Origin of the sequence: Natronocalculus amylovorans, from assembly GCF_023638035.1 — an archaeon.
Taxonomy (GTDB): Archaea; Halobacteriota; Halobacteria; order Halobacteriales; family Haloferacaceae; genus Natronocalculus; species Natronocalculus amylovorans.
Window position 1 is genome coordinate 1 of the sequence record NZ_JAKRVX010000003.1, and the last position, 23350, is coordinate 23350.

Annotated in this window: 22 protein-coding genes; 11 read left to right on the top strand and 11 right to left on the bottom strand. The window is 53.8% G+C overall.

Translation table 11 applies throughout. The features are described from left to right. The first annotated feature begins 151 nt into the window (after nt 1-151). Nucleotides 152-1432, top strand: a complete 1281-nt coding sequence (locus tag AArcSt2_RS08055; RefSeq protein ID WP_250583814.1) for an MFS transporter — start codon at nt 152-154, stop codon at nt 1430-1432. 4 nt (nt 1433-1436) lie between these two features. Here the strand turns inward: AArcSt2_RS08055 and ligA are convergent, their stop codons facing one another. Next, the gene (gene ligA / locus AArcSt2_RS08060; protein WP_250583816.1) at nt 1437-3095 is read right to left on the bottom strand and encodes an ATP-dependent DNA ligase LigA; all 1659 of its coding nucleotides are present in this window, start codon (nt 3093-3095) and stop codon (nt 1437-1439) included. 125 nt (nt 3096-3220) lie between these two features. Between ligA and AArcSt2_RS08065 the strand changes: the two genes are divergently transcribed. Together AArcSt2_RS08065 and AArcSt2_RS08070 are read left to right on the top strand one after the other, a co-directional pair. Beyond that, nucleotides 3221-3460, top strand: a complete 240-nt coding sequence (locus tag AArcSt2_RS08065; protein WP_174654624.1) for an amphi-Trp domain-containing protein — start codon at nt 3221-3223, stop codon at nt 3458-3460. Nucleotides 3461-3517: 57 nt separating this feature from the next. Continuing rightward, nucleotides 3518-5056, top strand: coding sequence for a glutamate-cysteine ligase family protein (locus AArcSt2_RS08070; RefSeq protein ID WP_250583818.1), 1539 nt, complete (start codon nt 3518-3520; stop codon nt 5054-5056). A gap of 65 nt (nt 5057-5121) precedes the next feature. Here AArcSt2_RS08070 and psmB read toward each other — a convergent pair whose 3' ends face one another. Together psmB and AArcSt2_RS08080 are read right to left on the bottom strand one after the other, a co-directional pair. Then, on the bottom strand, nt 5122-5847 hold the full coding sequence (gene psmB, locus AArcSt2_RS08075) for an archaeal proteasome endopeptidase complex subunit beta (protein ID WP_174653952.1): 726 nt from the start codon (nt 5845-5847) through the stop codon (nt 5122-5124). A 104-nt stretch (nt 5848-5951) separates the two neighbouring features. Further along, on the bottom strand, nt 5952-6125 hold the full coding sequence (locus AArcSt2_RS08080; RefSeq protein ID WP_174653951.1) for a hypothetical protein: 174 nt from the start codon (nt 6123-6125) through the stop codon (nt 5952-5954). A gap of 280 nt (nt 6126-6405) precedes the next feature. On the opposite strand from AArcSt2_RS08080, the gene AArcSt2_RS08085 reads away from it, so the two are divergent. Next, nucleotides 6406-6762, top strand: coding sequence for a DUF555 domain-containing protein (locus tag AArcSt2_RS08085; protein ID WP_250583820.1), 357 nt, complete (start codon nt 6406-6408; stop codon nt 6760-6762). Between the two features lie 61 nt (nt 6763-6823). After that, the gene (locus tag AArcSt2_RS08090; RefSeq protein WP_250583822.1) at nt 6824-7363 is read left to right on the top strand and encodes a CBS domain-containing protein; all 540 of its coding nucleotides are present in this window, start codon (nt 6824-6826) and stop codon (nt 7361-7363) included. Nucleotides 7364-7372: 9 nt separating this feature from the next. Here AArcSt2_RS08090 and AArcSt2_RS08095 read toward each other — a convergent pair whose 3' ends face one another. From AArcSt2_RS08095 to AArcSt2_RS08110, 4 genes are all read right to left on the bottom strand, one after another. Then, nucleotides 7373-8389: a proline racemase family protein gene (locus AArcSt2_RS08095; RefSeq protein WP_174653948.1), complete on the bottom strand. Its 1017-nt coding sequence runs from the start codon at nt 8387-8389 to the stop codon at nt 7373-7375. A 49-nt stretch (nt 8390-8438) separates the two neighbouring features. Next, nucleotides 8439-9425, bottom strand: a complete 987-nt coding sequence (gene purM / locus AArcSt2_RS08100) for a phosphoribosylformylglycinamidine cyclo-ligase (RefSeq protein ID WP_174653947.1) — start codon at nt 9423-9425, stop codon at nt 8439-8441. 133 nt (nt 9426-9558) lie between these two features. Then, the gene (locus AArcSt2_RS08105; RefSeq protein ID WP_174653946.1) at nt 9559-10194 is read right to left on the bottom strand and encodes a zinc metalloprotease; all 636 of its coding nucleotides are present in this window, start codon (nt 10192-10194) and stop codon (nt 9559-9561) included. Further along, nucleotides 10191-11897, bottom strand: coding sequence for a TraB/GumN family protein (locus AArcSt2_RS08110; protein ID WP_174653945.1), 1707 nt, complete (start codon nt 11895-11897; stop codon nt 10191-10193). The genes AArcSt2_RS08105 and AArcSt2_RS08110 overlap by 4 nt, the downstream gene beginning before the upstream one ends. Nucleotides 11898-12011: 114 nt before the next feature. Between AArcSt2_RS08110 and AArcSt2_RS08115 the strand changes: the two genes are divergently transcribed. The 3 genes from AArcSt2_RS08115 to AArcSt2_RS08125 all read left to right on the top strand — a co-directional run bounded on the left by AArcSt2_RS08115 (nt 12012) and on the right by AArcSt2_RS08125 (nt 13879). Further along, nucleotides 12012-12770: an ArsR/SmtB family transcription factor gene (locus AArcSt2_RS08115; RefSeq protein WP_174653944.1), complete on the top strand. Its 759-nt coding sequence runs from the start codon at nt 12012-12014 to the stop codon at nt 12768-12770. Nucleotides 12771-12827: 57 nt separating this feature from the next. After that, complete coding sequence (locus AArcSt2_RS08120; protein ID WP_174653943.1) at nt 12828-13328, top strand: bifunctional nuclease family protein; 501 nt, start codon at nt 12828-12830, stop codon at nt 13326-13328. Nucleotides 13329-13390: 62 nt separating this feature from the next. Then, on the top strand, nt 13391-13879 hold the full coding sequence (locus tag AArcSt2_RS08125; RefSeq protein ID WP_174653942.1) for an acyl-CoA thioesterase: 489 nt from the start codon (nt 13391-13393) through the stop codon (nt 13877-13879). Here the strand turns inward: AArcSt2_RS08125 and AArcSt2_RS08130 are convergent. Then, nucleotides 13868-14926, bottom strand: a complete 1059-nt coding sequence (locus tag AArcSt2_RS08130; protein ID WP_250583824.1) for a S1C family serine protease — start codon at nt 14924-14926, stop codon at nt 13868-13870. The genes AArcSt2_RS08125 and AArcSt2_RS08130 overlap by 12 nt on opposite strands. A gap of 354 nt (nt 14927-15280) precedes the next feature. Between AArcSt2_RS08130 and AArcSt2_RS08135 the strand changes: the two genes are divergently transcribed. Then, complete coding sequence (locus AArcSt2_RS08135; protein ID WP_250583826.1) at nt 15281-15739, top strand: DUF7992 family protein; 459 nt, start codon at nt 15281-15283, stop codon at nt 15737-15739. Nucleotides 15740-15752: 13 nt separating this feature from the next. Then, complete coding sequence (gene cobT / locus AArcSt2_RS08140) at nt 15753-16802, top strand: nicotinate-nucleotide--dimethylbenzimidazole phosphoribosyltransferase (RefSeq protein ID WP_250583828.1); 1050 nt, start codon at nt 15753-15755, stop codon at nt 16800-16802. Here the strand turns inward: cobT and AArcSt2_RS08145 are convergent. Beyond that, entirely contained in the window at nt 16799-18019 is a 1221-nt protein-coding gene (locus tag AArcSt2_RS08145; protein ID WP_250583830.1) for an MFS transporter, read from the bottom strand. The genes cobT and AArcSt2_RS08145 overlap by 4 nt on opposite strands. Before the next feature lie 111 nt (nt 18020-18130). On the opposite strand from AArcSt2_RS08145, the gene ileS reads away from it, so the two are divergent. Next, a complete protein-coding gene (ileS, locus tag AArcSt2_RS08150; RefSeq protein ID WP_250583832.1) occupies nt 18131-21277 on the top strand; it encodes an isoleucine--tRNA ligase in 3147 nt (1048 codons plus the stop codon). Here ileS and AArcSt2_RS08155 read toward each other — a convergent pair. Together AArcSt2_RS08155 and AArcSt2_RS08160 are read right to left on the bottom strand one after the other, a co-directional pair. Then, nucleotides 21270-21491: a hypothetical protein gene (locus AArcSt2_RS08155; RefSeq protein ID WP_250583834.1), complete on the bottom strand. Its 222-nt coding sequence runs from the start codon at nt 21489-21491 to the stop codon at nt 21270-21272. The two genes, ileS and AArcSt2_RS08155, sit on opposite strands and share 8 nt — an antisense overlap. 71 nt (nt 21492-21562) lie before the next feature. Beyond that, on the bottom strand, nt 21563-23323 hold the full coding sequence (locus AArcSt2_RS08160; RefSeq protein WP_250583836.1) for a DNA mismatch repair protein: 1761 nt from the start codon (nt 23321-23323) through the stop codon (nt 21563-21565). Nucleotides 23324-23350 lie beyond the last annotated feature (27 nt).

Sequence of the window (23350 nt, forward strand, 5' to 3'; positions counted from 1 at the left end):
TGTACTCCATCGCTGTCTCTTGATTAGTGGTATGTTGAGTTAATGGTTTGTTTCATAGTCTGTCGGATTCAACCTCGGGGCATTCTCCTCGCATTCTGTAAAACCGTGAGCAAACCCAACCGTTAGTACGCTCGATCCCAACTGTGAGACTGTGTTTAACGACCCCACAAAGCGACGCTGGATTGGGTGGGGTGCGCTCGCTATTGTGTTTTTATTGGTGAATATTCACCGGCTCTCAAGTGCGGTTCTCTCCGAAGAGCTCCAAGCAACATTTCAGACATCCGCTGCACAGCTCGGGACACTGCACGCTGCGTTCTTTTATATTTATGCGATCGTCCAGATCCCAACCGGATTGTTGGCAGATCGGGTTGGCCCTCGATACGTTGGGGCTGCTGGTGCAGTAGTGCTCAGTGTCGGTGCAATCTTGTTTGCACTGAGTGATAGCTATCTTGCTGCGTTTGCCGCACGGGCACTGATTGGGCTTGGCAGCGGTGTCATCTTTATTTCGATGCTCCGATTCAGCGCAAACTGGTTCCGACCCGATGAGTTTGCAACGATGACTGGACTCACTGCCGGGATCGCAGGACTAGGAGCGATCCTCGCAACGACACCGCTTGCACTGGCCGTAAGCGCAACCGGCTGGCAGCCAACAATAATCCTGCTTGGAATTGTGGGGTTCCTTGCTGCTGCTGGTGTGTTTGTATTTGCTCGAAACTCTCCTTCGGATGCTGGATTAGCGCCGATCGACGGCGTTCCTGAACGCCCAACAGTTACAACCGCAGATGCACGGCGTGCGCTTCGGCAATTAGCTGGCGATATTGATCAGTGGCTGCTGTCGATTGTCTTCTTTTCGGCAATGGGGACGTTGTTGACACTGCTTGGTCTCTGGGGAGTCCCATATCTGGTTGTTGTCCATGGCCTCGATCTGACGACAGCCTCTTACTACACACTTCTTGGCTCAGTTGGAATGTTATTTGGTGCGCCTGTGATTGGCCGCATCTCCGATCGGATTGGCAAACGAATCGTACCGATGATTGTCGGTGTTGGGCTCTTAATGATTGCACTCTCAATTATTCCGATCTTTGGGCGTCCACCGCTGGCTGTTGTTGCACTCACATACATTGCGATCGGATTTTTCACCGGTGCAGCAATGCTTTCGCTCTCGATCATTAAAGAGCGCTATCCTGGTGAAGCGAGCGGTGTGGCAACTGCAACAGTCAATACTGCGGGCTTCGTTGGTGGTGCACTCTTTCCGACACTCATGGGCGTTGCGCTGGATACATATCAACAAGACGAACTTGTGGGCGGAACCGTGGTGTATACGGAGTTTGGCTACCGCGTCGCGTTTGCGATCGTTACGGTTGCGGTCGCCGCTGGGTTCCTCTGTGCGATAGCCGTGTATATCCGTGAACACCGCCGTCAACTAGTTTGATCTACTACTGTGATTCAGCGAGCCGATCGACCCGATCGAGGCTGTCTGCCGTTTCTGGCGTCTTGTCATCACGAACTGCAACAAATCGTGGGAATCGAAGCGCATAGCCGGACGCATACGTCGGCGACTGTTGGATCTCCTCATATCCAACTTCAAACACCACCGCCGGTGAGAGATCGATCGACTGCCCGGATTCGGACAGAATATGGGGTTCACAGAGCGTTGTAAGCTCTTCGAGCTGTGCGTCAGTGATTCCGGTTGCAACCTTGCCGATCGGTGCAAACGAGTCTCCATCACGGACGGAGACAAGAAAGGTTCCAATATGGTTTGCCCGTCGCCCCTCACCCCATTCCGCCCCCGTCACAACAAGATCAAGCGTCTCAATATCGGGCTTTCGTTTCAACCAGTGTTGTCCTCTATTTCCTGGTGAGTAGACTGCGGCTGGGTCTTTCAACATAATCCCCTCGTGACCAGCTTCTAAGGACTGCGTCTCAAATACAGCAATCTTATCAAGCGAATCCGTTTGGATCGTCTCAGACACTGCTTGAGATCCATCTAATACCGATCGGAGCGTTGCATGACGCTCTGTCACCGGCTCATCAAGCAGGTCAACACCGTCGGCATGCAGACAGTCAAACGCATTCAGCTCAAGCGTCACTTCATTGCGCATCTTGGCAATATCGTGCTTCCTTCGAAACCGACGAAGCACTGCTTGGAACGGAAGTGGGTCACCATTCTCGTCGATCGCAATAACCTCGCCGTCCAAAATACACGGCACAGTTGCGGTTTCAGAAACGAATTCGACGATTTCTGGAAGCGGGTCTGTTACGTCATCCATATTTCTCGAAAACAAAGACACACTAGTCCCATCGTAATGAACCTGTACTCGTGCGCCGTCAAACTTCGTCTCGGCGATCGCCTCACCCCATGTGTCAATGCCTTCGGCTGCTGTGCCTGCCTGTGCAAGCATCGCTTGGACTGGCCGTCCAATCTCTAGTTGGAGTGCGGTAAGTCCATCCGCACCATCTTCACGCGCGACCCGCGCAACATGGCCGTAATCGTTCGTCACCTGTAGCGCACGCTCTACGGTATCGGCAGGAACCGAGAACGCGTCCGCGATCGCATCCCGCACAGCCCCTTCACCAACCCCAATTCGCATCTCCGAAAGGACAATCCGTGCAAGATATCTGGCTTCGATCGGCGAACACCGCGTAAACAGCCCAAAAAGGAGATCCAATTTTCGATCTTGGCTTCCCGAACCACTCGTTTTTGCAAGCGATCGAAGCTCCGAATCAACCTCCGAAACTGTGAGTCTCCCCTGAGATCCACCAGCACCAAACGCAGCTAATCCTTGTTGGCCGCCAAAATCATAGCTCTCTGCAACGGCACCGATCTCGCCACGTTCTGCGAGCCGATTCTCAATATCCTCTGGACGTACGTTCGGACCTGCAGCACGGGCGATCGCCACATGACAGAGCGATGTGCCGATATTGAGCGTTTCAGAACTCCATGCTGGAAACACACGACCCTGAATGAATCGGGTAATCGTCGAGAGATCTTCGTCTGACTCAGAAAGTAGTGCTGCGACGAGCGACACAGTCTCAAGATCACCGGACTCTGCCTCAATCGCAGCGGACCGCTTGCAGAGCGATTCAAATTTCATCTATCGGTGTTCAGTCTGAGACGTACGTAAGTACGACGATCAGGGAATCCGATTCATCGGTGCCCGTGACGGTCACGACCAGCGAAAAAAGCTTCAACCGGCCGGACGTGGACCGTTTAGATGTCATGGCAGACAAAACGGTACATACACGAGAACTCACCCGTTCAGACATTGCAGCTGAACTTCGAACACTTGCGGATGAGTTCGAAAACAGCGAACAGGTCAATGTCAGCGTTGGGAACAAAATTGTTGAGCTGCTCCCGCCAGAGACGGTTGATTTTGAGATGCGGGTTGAAGAGAAAGGATCAATCATTGGTGGGAAAAAAGAGCGTATTACCATTACAATGGGTTGGAAAAAGCAGTAGTGACCCACTCAACAGAAGCCGCCACACTTGAGAGGCTCGACAACAGATAGATGAGTCATGAGTACGTTCGAGTTGGTGGAGTCGATACGTGATATCTTGGCAGTTGATTCGGATGCGTTCCGAGCGGAGGCACAAGCAGACGCTGACGTCATTCTCAAAGAGATACAAAACGGGACATTCGATAACTACCAATCGATCATCGGCCTTGAGTACGAGTTCTATGCGGTTTCGGAGGGTCGGTGGCGAGATGACGGCGATGAAACACAGTATTCACTGACCCGTGTTCCACGTCGGTTACTAGAACTTATTGGATTTGAAAAAGAACTCGGGCTTCATAATGCAGAGATGACAACGAGCCCACAGCCATTCAACGAGCATGGGCTCCGTGCCCAGGAGTCGGAGGTTCGTGGACGACTGCAAGCAGCACTTGATTGCACAAGCGCAGAAGGGATGCGACTCGTAAGTGACGCAATGTGGACGGTTCCACCCGCAGGTGAGACTGCACGGGGGTACCTTACCGACAGCATCGAAGAGGATGGGATTCGGATTGCGACGAATATGACCGATGCAGTTCGGTATCACGCGATGGCAAATGGTGACACAACAGCGAATACATTTCGTGTCGACGCACCACATATCGATATTGAGGCGGATACCGTCATGCCAGAGGCGTTGATTACCTCGATTCAACCACACTATCAGATGCAGCAGGCTGAGGATCTTCCTCGATATTTCAACTATGCTGTTCGGGTTGCAGGACCACTTCTCGCACTTGGCGTCAACGCACCGTTCTTCCCAGCAGATCTGTATGAAGATGTCTCCGCAGAGACAATCATTGACGAGGGGTGGCATGAAAATCGGATCGCTGTATTCGAGTCCGTCCTCAACAGCGCAACAGAGCAGAACAAAGTTGCGTTCCCTGAAGATCTTAACTCGATCGAGGAGGCTGTCGATCGTGTTGTCGAAGACGAAACGATCGTTCCAATGCCTGTCGAACGTGGAGAGCGTTTTGATGATCGCTTTGCAACACTACGTCGAAAACATGGCACCTACTGGCGTTGGGTTCGGCCGGTATTTGATGGCCCGACGCGATCGTCTGCCAATGCTCGGATCGAGTTCCGACCGATTCCTGCACAGCCAACAGTCCGCGACTCAGTTGCGCTCCAAGCGGCGTTTGCTGGCTTAATGGAGAGTCTGACCCGACATGAGCATCCTGTAATCAATCTTCCATGGGAAGATGCACGAAATAACTTCTACGTCGCAGTCGAGGATGGTATTGCGGGCGAACAGCAGTGGATTACGAGCGATGGCAGAGAGACAACCGATCAATCGGCGCTCTACACGGAGCTGTTAGCGCATGCACACGCAGGGCTTTCAGCAGTTGGCCTCTCGGATGCAGAAGCCGATCGGTACATCGAACCGCTTCGATGGCGTGTCGAGAATACAGTGACCCCAGCTGCATGGAAGCGATCGATCGTTCGCGAAGAGATTGAATCGGGCGCATCGCTTGCGGAAGCGATCGGAACCATGCAACGGACGTATATTGAGAACCAACGAGAGACGCTGATCGACGGCTCGTTCTCTGATTGGGGGTAGACGGGTCTCGGCACGCGATCGCGATATACTGTGTGAAAAAACGAGACAGAAAGGGACGTTGCTACTTACAGTACGTCGTCGAAGTCCTTGTGACGGGTTACGTCAACACCATCTTCGGTCACGACTGCGATGTTGATTCCGTTACCGGATGCAAGGTCACGCTCAACTGCAGATTTGACCGCACGTGCGGCGGCGTGTTTTGCATCTTCGATCGACATCTCGGACTCGTACTCCTGCTCGAGCAGTCCAAGTGCATACTGGCTACCCGATCCCGAAACAGTATATTCTTCCTCTGTTGTGCCACCAAGCGGATCGAGGCTGTAGATGTGTGGGCCGTCGCTGTCAACACCGCCGAGAATTGGGCTCACAATAAAGAACGCGCCTGATCGGAGGAAGTTTCCAGTGAGCGTTGAAAGCGCTTTCATGCTCATATCCTCTCCGCGGCGAGCCTCATAGAGACGGACCTCCGCTTTGAGCGAGCTAATCAGGTTCTGTGCAGCAGAAACCGAGCCAGCGATCGTCAGCGCACCGGTCGGATGGATCTCCTCGACCTTCTGGACGTCTTTACTGGAGACCATGTAACCCATGCTCGCGCGCATGTCGGTTGCGAGTACAACGCCGTCTTTGGCTTTGATGCCAACGGTCGTGGTTCCTGTTTTGAGCGTTTCGTCGTCTGACGCGCTCTGTTGGCCGTTGGACGGGAACTCGCCGAGTTCCGGACCAAAGACACGTGAGGCGTCACCATCAAGCTGACCTAACTCGCCAGCAAAACCGCCATTGGGAGTTCGCATTAGTTCATGTAACGCTCCGTCGCTGATAAATGCAACCCTTCAGGGAAACACCTCCGGAAGCGATGCTGTAGCTCAGAGATAAAAATACACGGTGAAAAGAGGCGTTATTTTTGCGTGGCGTTTTCGTATGCGGTTTCAGTTGCTTCGATCGCGTTTCGGATCGGAACTGTGACACCAAATTTCTGGAGTGTGATCGCAACTGGGAGCATGACGATCCCAAATGCAACGGTCAGTTGGTACAGCGTAAACAGCGTGAGCCGGGTGGCCGATTCGATCATTCGATACTTCTGCTGGCGTCACCTGTGTATAAATACTTGTTGGCCATGATCATTCATCTAGGTAGACGCAGTCTTGCGATTCAATTTGACTTGTGTCAGACACAACAACAGTTGTTATTCAGTCACTGAATAGCATATTACAGCCGTCAGCAACTGAAGAGATAGCCATAAGTTATACAGATAGCGTAGGATTCGTACGCCAATTTGTGGTGACTGCTGGCACACACCGAGGAGAGAACCAAACCACAAGCTACGAAACCCTGCATCTCATTGACCACATATGAGCAACTATCTCGTCGCCATGGAAGCGGCATGGCTTGTGCGCGACGTTGAAGATATTGATGATGCAATTGGCGTCGCTGTGAGTTCAGCTGGCAAGCGACTCAATCAAAAGAACAAAGAGTATGTTGAGGTCGAAGTCGGTGTCACTGGCTGTCCTGCCTGTGGCGAACCGTTTGACTCCGCATATATCGCAGCAAACACTGCGCTCGTCGGCCTTCTCTTGGAGATAAACATTTTCAATGCAGATGGTGAAGAGCATGCGGCACGAATCGCAAAGAGCGAAGTCGGTGGTGCACTCCGAGACGTTCCGCTCGAAGTCATCGAAGTCATCGAGACCGAACCCGACGACGAGTAAGCACCGGCTGGGACTGTCGCCGACGAAACGTTTTCATATAACCCAAAGTAATTAGTGGAATATGGAACTTCCGACGCCACAGGATTTACGCGAGCGTCGCACCGCTCTTGGATTAACACAAAGCAGTCTCGCAGATGCTGCTGGCGTCTCACAACCGCTTATTGCGCGGATTGAGGGCGGTGATGTTGACCCTCGTCTGTCTACCCTTCGGCGGATCGTTACTGCGCTTGATGAAGCAGAGGGCGATGTTGTCCGGTCGGAGGATCTGATGAATGAGACGGTTATCTCAGTTGCACCGGATGACTCGGTCCGTGAAGCGATCGACCTGATGGAACACGAGGCATACTCACAACTTCCTGTGCTGCAGAACGGTATTCCGGTTGGGTCGATCAGCCAGGGTGATGTAATCCGAGCAGGCAACGATGTGAGTAATCTCCCAGTGAGCGATGTGATGAGCGAATCATTCCCAACTGTTGCGCGGGATGCAACTGTTGATGAAGTCCGGAATCTGCTTGATCACTACAAAGCGATTATGGTCACTCAAGGCGGTGAAACAGTTGGCATCATCACTGAAGCCGATCTTGCGGCACAGCTCTCGTAGCGCTCATCATCATAAGAGAAACCCATTTTTAAACGGGTCTGTGGGGTCGAGAACAAATGTGTGTACACCAGTAATGTACGCACTGCCTTCGATCGTCGGAATAACCGCATCGTATCCACCATATGTTGTTTCCGTGTAGCTTCCGGTAAACGTGGAGCCGACAATGCTTTCGACGGTAAACGGCTCAGTGGGTGCGATCGTCTCATCCTCATGTCCAAGCGCCAGCCGGCCGCTCACACCGGTTCCGGTCGGACAGCGATCGATCTCTCCATCAGCAAATACACAGATGTTTCGGCTATCAGCAGCTCCGTTTGCGGGGCCGGTGAAGATCACACCATACAGAAATGAGAGGTCACCCTCATACGGATGGATAATCTCACAATCAGCGGCGACTGCGGCTTTGATTTTTCGTCCCACATCAATTAATGATGCAGCGTCCGCGCCCGTTAATCCAACACCGGCATCCGTAGCCTGACAGTATGCGTAAAATGCGCCGCCGAATGCAATATCATACTGGAGTTCACCAATTCCGGGAACGGTCACGGTTCGATCGCGAGCGTAGACAAACGATGGCACATTAGTGAACGCGACACGAGAGACGCGATCACCATCGTCGATCGGCTGTGCGGTCACAATCCCTGCCGGGGTTTCGATCCGAAGTTCCTCGGCTTTGTTCTCAACAAGATTGCTCTCTGCGAGAATCGCACCAAGCGCGATAATGCCATGCCCACACATTGTGCTGTAGCCTTCATTGTGCGTAAACAGGACACCAATATCGGCGTCATCCACGGTAGGTTCGACGAGAATTGCGCCGTACATATCGGCGTGCCCACGAGGTTCGTACATCAACGCTTGTCGATACCTATCCAGTTCGCGCTGCATATACTGGCGCTTCTCAAGAATTGTCTCTCCCTCGATCGGCGGCAGTCCATCAGTCACGATCCGGAGCGGTTCGCCACCCGTATGCGCATCAATTGTCTGAATCTGAGTCCAGCCCGCAGGAGGAGAGATGTCGATCGGTGTCATACCATATGAAGCGGTACACCGACAGAAATAGCTATCCGAAATGTGAATATTAGAGCGTCAACCCTCGAATTGACACATCTGATCCCTCTTCGACCGTTCCAATAACCTGCCCACCAGTCTCAGCTGCGAGCGACGAAGCGGCCTCCGAATCGGGGACTGCCGCGACAAATCCAGTACCCATATTGAACGTTTTATGCATCTCTTTCTCGGATACGGAGCCACGCTCTTGAATGAAGTCGAAAACCGGCTGTGAATCGTGAGGATTCTCGATCAGATAGCTGTTCTCTCCTAACCGATCGAGATTCGTCCATCCACCACCGGTGATGTGGGCGGCACCGCGAACGCCGTGCTCGCGCATCGGATCAAGTAGTTTCGTGTAGATCGCCGTTGGCTCTAACAATGCCTCACCGATCGTTTCGTAGCCAACAAACGGACATGGGTCCGTGTATTTTCCACCATCTTTTGTCGTCGCTTTTCGTGCGAGCGTAAGACCATTTGAGTGGATCCCCGAGGATGCCCATCCAACGAGCGTATCACCAGGCCTTGCTTCGCCGTCAAACAACGCATCTTTTGCTGCAAGCCCGGCACAGGCTCCTGCGAGATCGAGTCCCCGAACAACCTCCGGCATCACTGCAGTCTCACCGCCAACAAGCTCAATACTCGACTGTTTCGCGCCGGCTGCAAGCCCCTCTCCAACCTGTTCCGCGAACGTCTCATCGGGTTCGTCGATCGCCAAATAATCCACAAACGCCACCGGCCGAACACCTGCGGCAACGAGATCATTGACATTCATCGCGATGCAGTCAATGCCAACCGTACTGTAATCAGAAAGCGCCTCCGCAACAAGGAGTTTTGTTCCAACACCATCCGTTGCAAGTGCTAAGTAGCGATCGCCAATATCCAACAAGCCTGCATAGTCGCCGGCGCTTTCACCGACTGCGCCAATCAGCGCCGCTGTTGCGCTCTCACTCGCTGCAATATCGACACCCGCATCCGCATAGGTTAGCCCTTCGGTTTCCTCAGCATCGTCGCTCATATCCAAGGTGGCGTCACGAACCCACAAAATCCCACCGATCACTTCCCTCTATCTATGCACGATCGTGCCTTAGAATACAATACGAAAACAGAATGACCGGCGTATATTGCACTACTGTGCAACACGCCCACCGTTAGAATCCGATGCCAAACAGCAGTCCAATCGTTAACAGGAGGCTTGGGAGGAAGACGCCGGCCCAGACACCTTTGTTCCAGCTCATCACTGTCTTGCCATCGAGCGGTCCATATGGGATCATATTGAACGCAGCAAGGAACATGTTCACGAGCACACCATACCAACCGAGGAGGAACAGGAGATTACTCTGTAGCAGTACGCCCCCAAACAACGCGGGGACAAAAATAATCGCAAGCCCGATGTTCGTCACCGGGCCAGCAAGGGCAATCAGGCCGTGCTCTTTGTCAGTCAGGTAGCCGCGGTGGTGGACGGCACCCGGTGCCGCAAATATGAACCCGATCATTGCGCTCATCACTGCAATAAAGAGCATACTATAATCGGCTCTGAACTCCGCAAACTGGCCAAACCGCACCGCAACAACCTTGTGTGCGACTTCATGCAAGAGGAACCCGACACCGGCTGTAAACAGACTTACCACAAAGATTGTTGGATTGATGAGCTGTGAGAGCGATCGAGCCCCTCCGGAGAAGAAGATGGCAAACGCCACACCGAGAACACCCCATGCGATGAGTAGATCTTTGATTTCTTGGTTACTGAACTGGTAGCCAGCGATCGTTCGGCCACCACTGCTCATCGGAGTACCCCCCAAATGAGCTCAGCACTATTTCGAGCGCCTTCAAGCATTAAGCGGGAGACGCCATCAACACCCCCAATTTCTGCCGCGAACAGCGGTAACACGTACGCGACAAACAGAATACTTGCGATGATACTACCAACGTTCGTCAGTGCAACAACCATGATGAGTTTGAATAGGGGCACGTCAAACATATCTGAAACGATATCGCTGACTGCCCGCGTCTCATCAGAGAGCAATGCATTCAGTTTTGAAATATCTCCAACATTGACGCGGAGATGTCGAAGCTCCATGTAGCCGGTGAACCAGCCAGGAGCGAGCAGTGGATTGATTGATGTCATCCATGCAACCGCTCCACCAACGCCTGCGGAGCTCCACCGTGCGCCTGCGAGCTTTGCAAGGCCTGCTGCGAATACGGCATTAATTACGAACCATGCACCGAAGAGTCGAAGCAGGAAGCCATCTCGAACGCCCGCCATCGCAAGCAGGACAAAGAACGAAATGAATGCGATCGAGACACCGTAGCCGATGATTTTCCCCCACGGAATCCCGCGGCCTTTCTCTGTCCCAACCAGCGAGTCCATCGGTGGCAGTGTCGATGGGTCCGCAAGATATCGCTCAATGCCGGCTCTGTGGCCTGCACCAACGACAGCGACAACGTGGTAACCTGCGTTTCGAAGCGCAACCAGCTGGTGGCCGATGTACGCATCTCGCTCGTCAATCAGCGCTTCTGCCCCACCCGGGCTGAACTGACGGAACTCCTCCATCATCACTGTCACAACGTCTGCATCAGTTAATTGCTCGATATCCATCTCGTCGATTCCTTGATGCTCAGGCTCTGTTGAGCCAAAGAGCCCAATCAGTGCAGCCGCGGCAAGGCCAAAGGCAAGTCCGCCGCCAAGTCCAAGCGACATGCTTCCGATGATCGTAATTGCAAACTCTCCGAGGAAGCGATCGACAATTCCATCGGCGAGGCCAAAGACGAGTCCACCAACGATACCAGCACCCAACCCGCCGGCGATCGCCGCATAAAAGCGATCGTCTCCATCAAGCACAGTTCCACCAACGGTATCAATGACAAGTGCGGCTGCAATCGCCAGCAGTGCTGCACCAGTGATCGTCGCAAGGAACGGTGTTGTGATGCCAACAGCCCCACCAAAGATTGCAATCCCCGGCCCTGCAAGCAGCCCAACGATCAGCCCGACCATAATCCCAACAACTCGGCTATCGGTGATTCCAAATGCAAGCCCACCAACCATCCTGAGCTTTTCTCGGATCGTCATCCGTGCCCAGAATCGCTGGATCGTCTGTTGGATATCGCGATCGACAAGCGCAACATCGATTCCATGCTCCTCTGCAGTCTCGATCGCAGCCATCATATCTGCACCTGGCTTCACGTCAAACTGATCGCCAAGCCGTGTTTGGACATACGAAAGCATCCAGTATGCGAGGAACTGAAAGACGGTGTTTCCTTTTAGAAGGTCGCTTGCATCCAAATCTTCAGGCTCTTCGCCCTGCATCTGTCGGTATCGACCTTCATCCAATTCAACTGCAACAATATCGGGGTTTTCGGCCGCGATCGTCTCTTCAACCTCTTCAACGCTCTTTTGAGAGACGTGCGCGGTGCCGACGATTGTAATGCGGCCGTCACCAGAAGCAGCGCCATCTGGAGGGCCATCGATTGTATCCGCCGGTTCACTCATTAGCGACGTTACATGGCCGTGCGGTTTACTTGTGTCGGACTGCAATTGTGAGCGTATCCCATGCACAGTATGTTACAGCAGAAGATTTGTATCCATGTGCGGTAGTGGGAGGATATGGCGAAGCTCCTGCCCTCCAGTTCGGACGTTCCGCCAGCAGTTGATGGAGACCCACGCATTGTTGGCTTAGATAGCGACGATGCCGAGTCCGTGATTGCTGCACTCTCGTCTGAAACCGCGAGACAACTACTAACTGCGCTGCACGAACAGCCTGATTCTCCCGCTGCGCTTGCCGATCGGATCGATACCACGCTACAAAACGTACAGTACCATATCAAAAAGCTCGAAGAGGCAGCGTTGATCGAGGTCGTGGATACCGTCTACTCCGAGAAAGGGCGTGAGATGAACGTCTATGCACCGGCAGATGAACCATTGGTACTGTTTGCCTCCAAGGAGCCGGACCGAACAGGACTCAAAGCGACGTTGATGCGACTTCTTGGAGGTGTTGGTATTCTTGGACTCGCAAGCCTCCTCGTCCAACGGTTTGCGGATCGCGGCGGCGTTCCGGTGCAACCTGGCGGCGAAGATGCAGGTGCTGCGACAACCGAAGATGCAGACACTGCAGAGTCAACCGCGACACCGAGCGACGATCGATCGACAGAAACACCAGCTGAAGCGGCCGAAGAACCAGTTGCGGATGAGGTAGCGGAGTCAGCAGACGCTACTGATGACGCTGGCGGGACCGAAACGATCGCAGAGTACACTGCAGAACTTGTCGAGATGATCGTCAATTTAGAGCCTGGTGTTGCCTTCTTCCTTGGTGGGGTAACAGTCATGCTTGCTGTCACTGCACTCTGGTACTATCAGCATCACTGAACGTTTTGTTGGGTCGCGAGGAACAGCTATTCATACCGTCGCGTAATAGATGTGAACATGGAGCATACTGCCGAGATCGAAGGGATTGGAATGGGTGTCGGCCCCGACGGTGCAAGCATCCCTGCAGTGATTCTCGCAGCGAGAGAGGAGTATGTCCCGATCTTCATCACCGATGATCAGGCACAGTCAATCCAACTCGCGATCGAGAGTCACACATTTGAGCGGCCACTCACGCATGATCTGCTCGTTGAGATGGTCACAGAGCTTGGCGGAGCGATCGACAGCGTTCGTATTGATGACCTTGCTGATGGGACATTTTATGCAAAAATTCGAGCCGAGCGGTACGTTAGCGGTGAGCCAGAGCCGTTTACCTTCGATGCACGACCAAGCGATGCGATCGCGATCGCCGTCCGATTAGAGTGTCCAATTATCGTATCCGATGCGGTGTTAGATGCTGCTGGACGGCCGCCGTCAACTATCGATGTCGCCGACTCCGGTGTCTCCGAACAGGCACTTGATACGCGAGATGATTCAGATCACGAGTCTGAAGATCGATAACTAACCGTACACCCAAACACACAACCACAGGTGTTCTTACTGTGTCTCTCTAACATATTCGTATGACAGAAACAGCAACGCTTGCGGAGTCCTACACAGAGATGACTGAGCTGCTGCTCCCGAACGATACGAACAATTTGGAGCGAGCACTTGGTGGACGCGTTCTTCACTGGATGGATATTTGTGGGGCAATTGCTTCGATGCGGTTCTCAAGTCGTCAGTGTGTAACTGCATCAATGGATCATGTTGATTTTATTAGTGCGATCGATCTCGGAGAAGTTGCCGTGATTGAGGGGTATGTGTTCAATGTTGGTCGGACAAGCATTGATGTCAAAGTCGACGTTCGTGCAGAGAATCCAAAAACAGGAGCTGAGCGCCAGACGACGACATCCTACTTTACGTTTGTTGCACTGGATGAGCGCGGAACCCCAACGCAAGTGCCACGATTGGAGTGTCCGACCGAGGCGGAGCAAGAACTCAAAAACGAAGCAATTGAAGGCCGACGAGAGCAGCTTGAAGCAGTTGTCGATCGCTACGGGTTAACCGAGTGAGTCCGGCCGAGGCTCAAGCTCAACAGTCCCCGTCTGTTCATCGCCGTCTCTAATAAACGTGATCTCGATCGAATCGCCGGGTGATGTTTCAAGCGTTAGATATCGAGAGAGACCGGACTGATTTTCGATCTCGGTACCGTCGAGTGCGCGAATCACATCTCCGCCGATCGGATACTGTGTCCCGTCAACAACTGTTGAATCGGATGCCCCTTCTAGCACCCCTTCAGCTGGGCTCTCTCCCGGTAGGTCGACAACCATCACGCCGCGAGCATCGGCTAATTCGTTCAACTCTGCAAGCGTCGGGTCCACATCCACCGATTGGATTCCAAGCCATGAGTGTTCGTACGAGCCATCTGTTACAAGTTTCGGAAGCACTCGTTCTGCCAATGCCGCAGAAATTGCAAAGCCAATGTTTTCGCCACCTGTTGCACTGACAACGCCTGCCACGTCTCCATTGAGCGTGAGTAGTGGACCACCGCTATTCCCTGGATTAAGCGCTGCATCGGTCTGGACGGTATCGGAGATGGAAAATCCTTGTGGCCCAGGCAGCGATCGGTTTCGACCGCTAATAATCCCTTGTGTGACCGTATTTTGCAGATCAAGCGGCGCACCGATCGCAAGTACCTCTTCACCAACTGGTGGAACCTCACTTACCAATGACAGTGGCGTGGCATCCGATGGTGCCTCAGCCACAGAAAGCACTGCTAAATCACTGAATGGGTCTGTTCCGAGAACGTCAACATCCGCCCAGGTTCCGTCGTGGAAGGTCACACTGACATCTGAGCCATCCGGCACAACGTGATCGTTTGTGACAATGAGTGTCTCTGTAGTGTCGTTTACATCATCAATTGCAGCGACAAATCCGGAGCCTTGTCCGTCTTGACCACCAACGCTGGCGTGGACCTGCACAACCGACGGCACTGTCTGCTCATACACTTGTGTATAGATTCCGTCCGGGTTCGATCGGCCGCTTTGCGTTGGCGCGGTACAGCCAGCAATAAGACCACCGCCGAGCGCGAGGAGGAGCCCGCGTCGAGTCTGCTTCATATGCAGTATTCGTCTGCGCGATCAAAAGCCCCCGGTGTCAACAACACAGACAATTTCTCACGTTGTGAGATGGTATTTGGCGACTGGAAGGTATTCGTGAGAATCAAACGCGATCGACCGACCGTACCGATACCGAGCACAATCACAGTCACACCGGGAAGCGTCAGCGCTTCCCGACGGTACATCCGATCGAGAGAGCACGCTCTTTGCGTGGATGGTCTCGATTAGTGATTTGCGATTGCGTGGGCGCCGCTTGTGTGGGTGTTGTTGGTCGGTGCAGACGAACTTGTTGTCCGTGTCGCTGCAACCGACTGACCGGACGCGTTTTTGTACTCCGACATGAAATGGTGAGCCATGACATTAGATGTCGATATTCCAGAGCCACCTGAACCGACAGACATCGACCCGAACCAGTATGAGGATGCCGAAATCATCGGTGATACCGACTATCGACGGGATGAAATCAAAGAGTTGCTTCAGGCGGGTGCATGGAGAGACTCCTTCGAAGAGTGGGCAGCGAGTGCAGACCTCACAGAAGACGAGTGGACGATCGTTGAGGACCTCAACATGATCGAACAGTTCGATTTTTTCTGGGATGACTTTGCCGATCGCGTTGGATATCACGCGCCTGGAATCCCTGAAGACTGGAAAGAGCGAAACCTCCACCCTGAACTTACAAGTTGGGAAACCGTCTCCGGAATCAACGCGGGGCTCACAGAGCTTGGACAGATTGTGTGCGATGTGTTGAAAGAGGAGTACATTGACTGGGAAGCAAGCTATGATGCACCGGATGATCTGCCGGATTTTGAGTGAGCAGTGAGTTCGCGTGCAGACATTTACCCCACCGACGATACCCCCAATTGATGCGGCAGCGATCGAGCAGGCAAGGACTCAGCAAGAATCGCTTGCGAAACCACCGGGAAGCCTTGGACGTCTTGAGGAGTTCGCGATACGGATTGCAGGGATACAAGCGACAGAGACTCCCACTGTCGACCCTGCAACGATCGTGACTGCGGTTGCGGATCATGGCGTCGCAACGGACGGTGTGAGCGCATACCCACAGTCGATTACAGGTGGGATGCTCAACGCGCTTGTCAACGATCGGGCAGCAGTCAATGCCATTGCCCGATCGAACGCTGTTTCAACGATCGTCTGTGATTTTGGCGTTGTTGATGGTGAAGATGCGGTTGGGTCGGACGCCTATGCTTCGTCTGTCATTGATTGTCGAATCGGTGCAGGCACGGCAAATATGCGTACGGAGCCGGCTATGTCACGAAAAGCAGCCGTTGCATCGATCGAACAGGGACGATCGGTGGTTACGTCACACCTTACAGATGCCGGCTGTATCGGGCTCGGTGAGATGGGGATTGCAAACAGCACCGCGGCCGCAGCGATCACTGCAGTTCTCACCGGAAATGAGGTGTCAACAGTCACTGGCCGTGGCACTGGTGTTGATGATGAAGGGCTGACCCACAAACAGCAGGTAATTGCAGACGCGATCGAAACAACTGAGCCGGATCGAACGGACCCGATCGACGTCCTTCGCTGTGTTGGCGGGTACGAAATAGGCGGGCTTGTTGGTGTGACGATCGAAGCAGCCTCCAGACGGATTCCAGTCGTGATTGATGGCGTTATTACGGGTGCTGCCGCACTGCTTGCGGTGGCGATCGATGAGCGCGTACAGCCGTATCTCCTCCCTTCGCATGCATCTGTGGAGCCGGGTCATACAGTGCAGCTAGAGTCGTTGGGAGTTGCGCCGCTGTTTGACTATCAGATGCGCCTTGGTGAAGGAACGGGTGCAGCACTCGCAATCGCGACCTACCGATCGGCATGTCAGACACAGACGGAGATGGCGACAATAGCCGAACTCACCTAAGCGGCCTTTTTAACGAGCAGCACGCCAAGCGCCGCACAGACCGTCAGAAACCCTGATAATACAATAAAGAGGAGTGGGAGCGTTCCGAAATCCAACACTGCACCAGCAACTGCGGCACCGATTGCACCAACGCCGAACGTCCCAAAGTAGACAAACCCAAACGAGAGGCCGTGGCTATCGTCTGCGACATACTCAGCAACGAGCGTTTGACCGATCGGCGCAAAGGCATATATAAAGAAGCCAAGCACAGCACATACCGCCAGCAATGGGAGGACGCCAATCTCGGACGCCGGGACAAACAGGAGTGATGCAGCAATCAGAATACAGAATGTTACAACAACCGTTCGCTCAGGGTCGACACGATCGCTCAGCGCACCACCAGCATACTGGCCAAAGACGCCAACGAGTAACAGACCAGAGTACGCGAGCTGACCAGCCTCAACCGTTCGCTCGCCGATGGTAACCGGTTCAAAAATCGGGAGTCCAGACAGGACATCCGGAAGGAACGTAAAGATTCCCCGATAGTACATTCCGTACACCATCTGGATCGCAAGCACGATGACGAATCCACCGACCAATAGCTGCCGGCTATCTGTAACGAACGATCGGAGCGCGTCGGTAAGCGGCCGACCACTTGGCTCACCGTCAGTGTTTGAACTCGCCGTTGATTCGTCGATCTGCAAGAGCGCCCCAATGAAGAGTGCGATCATAGACGGCACTGCGAGCAGTACGATCACGATCCGCCAGTCGAATATCGACAGCAGCGCAATCGCGACAAGCGGCACAATAACGGTCCCAAGACTGCCACCTGCCCCATGGTACCCGAGGACGGTTCCACGTTGGGTTGCGTTTCGGCTAATCAGTGACAGTCCTGCCGGATGGTAGATACTTGCTGCTGCTCCCCAGATGATAAGTGCGATCGCAAGCGTGACGATCGATGTTGTGAGGCTGATTGCAGCGAACGAAAGCCCCATCCCTGCGATCGAGACGAGGACCAACTGTTTTGAGCCGTACTGATCGGCCAACACTCCAGCAAGCGGCGATCCCAGTCCAATAATCGCGTAGCCAGCACCAACAACAACGCCAATGACGGCGGGAGAGGCATCGAAGGCGGCAATCCAGATCGGAACAAAAAGCGGGATCGAAAGCTCAAATCCGTGAAACGTCCCGTGTGAGAGGCCTGTAAAGCCGGCAATAGCGTTATCCTCGCGATCCATATTTCCGTCATCACGACCGGTGTATAATGACACACGCCTTGCGGCGAAATCTTCCCACTACTGCAGTGCCGGATCACCGTTTTGATATATACGGGCGAACACCACTCACACATGGACGATATCGGAGAGCAGTACACACCCGCTGACGTGGAGGAAGCGGTCACTGCGTACTGGGACAAACACAACGCCTACGAGGCGACGAAAGAGGCACATGCCGATGATCCGGATTTCTTCTTTGTTGATGGACCGCCGTATACCTCCGGACAGATGCATCTCGGAACGGCGTGGAACAAAACGCTGAAAGACGCCGTCATTCGGTACAAACGCATGACCGGTCACAACGTAACTGATCGGCCGGGGTACGATATGCACGGTCTCCCGATCGAGGTGAAAGTCGAGGAGGAGCTCGGCTTTGAGAACAAAACCGACATCGAGGAGTACGGAATGGAAGCATTCATCGACGAATGTATGCGGTTTGCAGAGGAGAACCGCGAAGCGATGGATGAGGATTTCAAATCGATCGGTGCATGGTTTGATTGGGATAACCCGTACAAAACGATCTCACCGGAGTATATGGAGGCCGCATGGTACGCGTTCAGCCAAGTGGCAGAGCGTGGCCTTGTTGAGCAGGGGAAGCGATCGATCTCACAGTGTCCACGGTGTGAAACTGGCCTTGCAAACAACGAGGTTGAGTACGAAGACGTCGACGATCCATCGATCTACGTGAAGTTCCCGCTCGTAGATCGAGAGGGAAGCGTTGTCATCTGGACCACGACACCATGGACAATCCCCGGAAACACATTCGTCGCTGTTTCGGATGAACTCGACTACGCTGCGGTCAGAGCAACGAAAGATGGTGAAGAGGAAGTCATTTACGTTGCCGAAGAGTGCGTCGAGGAAGTCCTAAAAAAGGGCCGATACGACGACTACGAGGTTGAAGAAACAATTGCTGGCGAAGCAATGGTTGGATGGGAGTACAGCCATCCGCTCGCTGAGGAGGTGCCGCAGCATCCGAGTTTCGAGGGTGCAGCCACGATCTATACTGCCGACTATGTTGAGGCCGATCGAACCGGATTGGTCCACTCCGCACCAGGGCATGGTGAAGAGGACTTCCACCGCGGGACCGAACTTGGATTAGAGATCTTCTGTCCGGTCAAGAGCAACGGAACCTACACGGGCGCGGCCGGCAAGTACGCAGGCCAGTTTGTTCGTGACGCAAATGAGGAGATCCGTTCGGACTTAGACGCAAACGGCGCACTGCTTGCTGATGAGACGTACAACCACTCTTACGGCCACTGTTGGCGCTGTGACACCGGAATTATCCAGATGGTCACCGATCAGTGGTTCATCTCCATCACCGACATCAAAGACGAACTCCTTGACAATATCGAAGATGCAGAGTGGCACCCACAGTGGGCCCGAGACAACCGGTTCCGTGACTTCATCGAGAACGCACCCGATTGGAACGTCTCCCGACAGCGTTACTGGGGGATTCCAATTCCGATTTGGGTTGCAGAAGACGCAGACCAGAACAACCTAACCGAGGACATGATTGCGATCGGCAGCCGAGAAGAGTTGGCCGATCGAGTCGATCAGGATATCGACCCAACCGACATTGATCTTCACCGACCAACGGTTGACGAGCTTACGATCACCGAAGGTGGAACAACGTATACACGCGTTCCTGATGTGTTCGATGTGTGGCTTGACTCCTCAGTCGCAACATGGGGAACCCTTGATTATCCTGGCGAAACGGATGCCTTCGAACAGCTGTGGCCCGCTGATCTCATCATCGAAGCACACGACCAGACGCGTGGCTGGTTCTGGTCCCAACTTGGCATGGGGACTGCGGCATTTGGCGAGAGTCCGTACAAAGAGGTGTTAATGCACGGCTTTGCAAACGACAAGAACGGCCGAAAGATGTCGAAGTCGCGTGGGAACATTGTGACTCCCGAAGAGGCGATCGATCGCGCCGGCCGTGACCCGCTCCGGACATATCTGTTGAGCCACGATCAACAGGGTGTTGATCTCTCATTCGAATGGGATGGCCTTGGCGATATGGTTGGCCGGTTCAATATCCTCTGGAACGTGTTCCGGTTCCCGCTGCCGTACATGGAACTTGACGGCTACGATCCAGCTGACGCTAATCTCGATGACGGCGAGCTGACGATCGTTGACGAGTGGGTACTCTCGCGACTGCAAACCGTCAAAACAGAGATGGACGAGGCATGGGATTCGTACGAAGTTCACGATGCACTGAACACACTCATCAACTTCGTCACTGAAGATGTCTCTCGCTTCTACGTCAAAGCAATCCGAGAGCGCATGTGGGAAGAGGATGAATCCGCATCGAAACTCGGTGCATACGCGACATTGGCGACAATTATGGATCAAGTCATCCGACTGCTTGCTCCATTTGCGCCGTACATTACAGAGCGAATGTACCAGCGATTCGACGGATCGGCGACGACTGTGCACGCGCTCTCATGGCCAACAGTCGATGCGGATCTGCACAATCCCGCACTTGAGACTGACATGGCTGTGCTTCGCCGTGTTGAGGAGGCTGCAGCAAACGCCCGCCAACAGGGTGGGCGAAAGCTTCGGTGGCCCGTCCAACGGATCATCGTCGAGACTGACAGCGACGAGGTTGCAGGTGCTGTCGATCGGCTTGAATCGCTCTTGCTCGATCGCGTCAACAGCCGATCGCTCGAAGTCGTCTCACAGTTCGATGAGTTAGTTGAGTACGCAGAGCCGGAGATGGGTGCAATTGGCCCCGCATTCGGTGCAGACGCACAGAAGGTGATGAACGCAGTTGATGGAGCAACCCGCACAGAGATTGCGGCTGGCATTACTGTTGATGGTGAGACGATCGAACTCGATGAGGAGATGGTCACCTATCATGCGGAGCCGCCGGAAGGAATCAGCGGTGCTAGCTTCGATGGTGGAACCGTCTACATCGATACGACGCTCACAGACGAACTGGAATCAGAAGGGTATGCTCGGGACGTCATCCGGCGTATTCAGGAGATGCGAAAACAGCTTGACTTGGACGTTGAAGAGTCGATCGAGGTTGGCGTTACTGTCACCGACGACCGTGTTGCTGGATTCGTTGCCGACAATGAAGCGCTCATTGCTGAGGAAGTTCGCGCAGAAACGTTTGACACGGATCCCGATGCACGATCGGATCTCGTTGAGACGTGGGACGTCGAAGAGACTGAGATTCGGATCGGAATCGATCGAACTGCCTCATTTAGCTAAGCAGCCCTTTCGAACTCACGTTAGTCGATCGCCGTCCACCGTGATACGATCGACGCTGAAGGAACTGGCTCACATCAAGCGGATCAATCGCTAACCGATGGGTATCCCAATGATGTTCGCAGAGCTGTTCAACTGCCTGGTCCTCGTTCCCGACACTAACCGAAAAACCACACTCATACAAACAATCGCCAATATATACTATATTTCTATCCACATTTGCTACTATCGGTCACAGTATGTATCAGTATCGGCTGAAAAACTAGTTCAAACAAACGTCGCAACTGCCTAGTTGTCTGTTGGGCTCCACTGTGAGTCCACAAGTGTCCGCTGGACCGCCTCTTGTCCTACTGCGGCCGCCAACGCCTCAAACCCAGCGCGTTCGCCCCGGTCACGCGCATTTGCAACTAGTCGCGACACAATGAACTCCGGCGTAGACTTTCCAAGCGTTCCAAACCGCGGCTGGTAATCGACTCGTAACTGGAGGTCTTGCGTGAGCCCCTCTGCAAAGATGCCATCAACCCGAGCAGTCTCCGGGAGCGGACTCAGATCCTCAGCGAGGTGTGTGACATAGACACCGAGTGCCCCCCGATCAACCGTCAGTTCGACAAGGCCATTCAACAGATCTGCAGCGCGGCCTGGCTCTGTAATCGCCTCAAACTCATCGACGAGCATGAGCGTATTTGAGTCCGTTGTCAGTGGTGGCACGATCGATTTAAGCGTCGATTCAAGCACACCGGCATTGAATGAGGCATGGCGACGATGGAAGACGATCGTCTCAAACCGACCAACTTCCGCGTTTATTGCCGGGACCGGCAGCCCCATTGACGACAACAAGACGACTTGACACAGCGTTTCAAGGAGCGTCGTTTTCCCACCGGAATTGGCTCCAGTGAGGATTGTGACTCGGTCGCCAGACGGTGGTGTTGGTGTCCCATCTGCTGTGAGTGTGTGTGTCCCAACACCGTAGGTAATTGGCTCAACATTCTCAATAAAGAGGTTTCTTGCACCAACAACTGCGATCCCATCAGAGACAAACGTTGGCCGAGTGAGTTCATGCGCGGCTGCAAACCGACCAAGAGAGAGGTCAAACGCAATCTCCGACACTGCATCAATGACACCGTCAATATCGCTGTCAGTTTCTGCAATCTGTGCCTGCAGCGTTTCAATAACGGTCTCTTCTCGGCGATCAACTGCCGTCTGTAGGTCCGTCGAGAGCGTCCGGAGTGTTGTGCTTACGAAATCAGCTGCATCCGCAGGATCGTCTGCGGCTGCGCTTCTGATCGTTTCTCGATCAATCTCGGTTTCGTTCCCAACGTGGCGAATAACGCCATTTTTGAACGATTCGAGATCACGAGCACCCTCGCTTCTTACCGTTTCAATCACATCAAACGCCGCATTTTCGATCGCCGTCGCCGCCTCATACTGCTCTCTGAGGCGATCGAGCTGGTCGTCACTCCCCGTTTCAACTGTGACGCCCGTATTGGTGTCGCGAAGCGACCCAAGCGCCGCTGCTGCGGCTTCCAGTTCGGCTGGCTCGATCGCCGCTAGCGTCTCAAATGGCTCTCCGGAGAGGCCAACCGTTTGGAGTGTGAGCGCGGTCTCGACGGCTGCTCGATCCGAGCCACCTGCAGCATCATAGGTTGAGAATGCCTCAGTAACAGCGGTGCGCTCGGATTCACTGAGCGTTTCCCACGCGTCTTTCGCCCCAAGTACACGTTCGAGGCGCTCCGTAACGACAGTCTGCTCGGTCAGTGGTGTAAGCACACGAATCCGATCGGCAGCATGTGCCGTGACGGCATACTCACTGGCGAGTGTTACAAGCTCATCGTAGACCGTACGTGTGTCACGGGTTCCAAGCATGTCCATCCCCGCACCACCGGTTGCACGACGAAGAATACGAACTGCTCGCCCCCGTGGAATTCCTGCGTCTGTGAGTGTTCGAACCGCGCCCGATTCGATCGCTTCGATCGCTTCCTGTTCGCCAAGCGACTCGCGAAGCTGTGTCGCGGTCTTTGGCCCAACGCCCCAAAACTCCTGCAGTCGCATATCTGTCGCTCTCGCGGCGATGGCTTA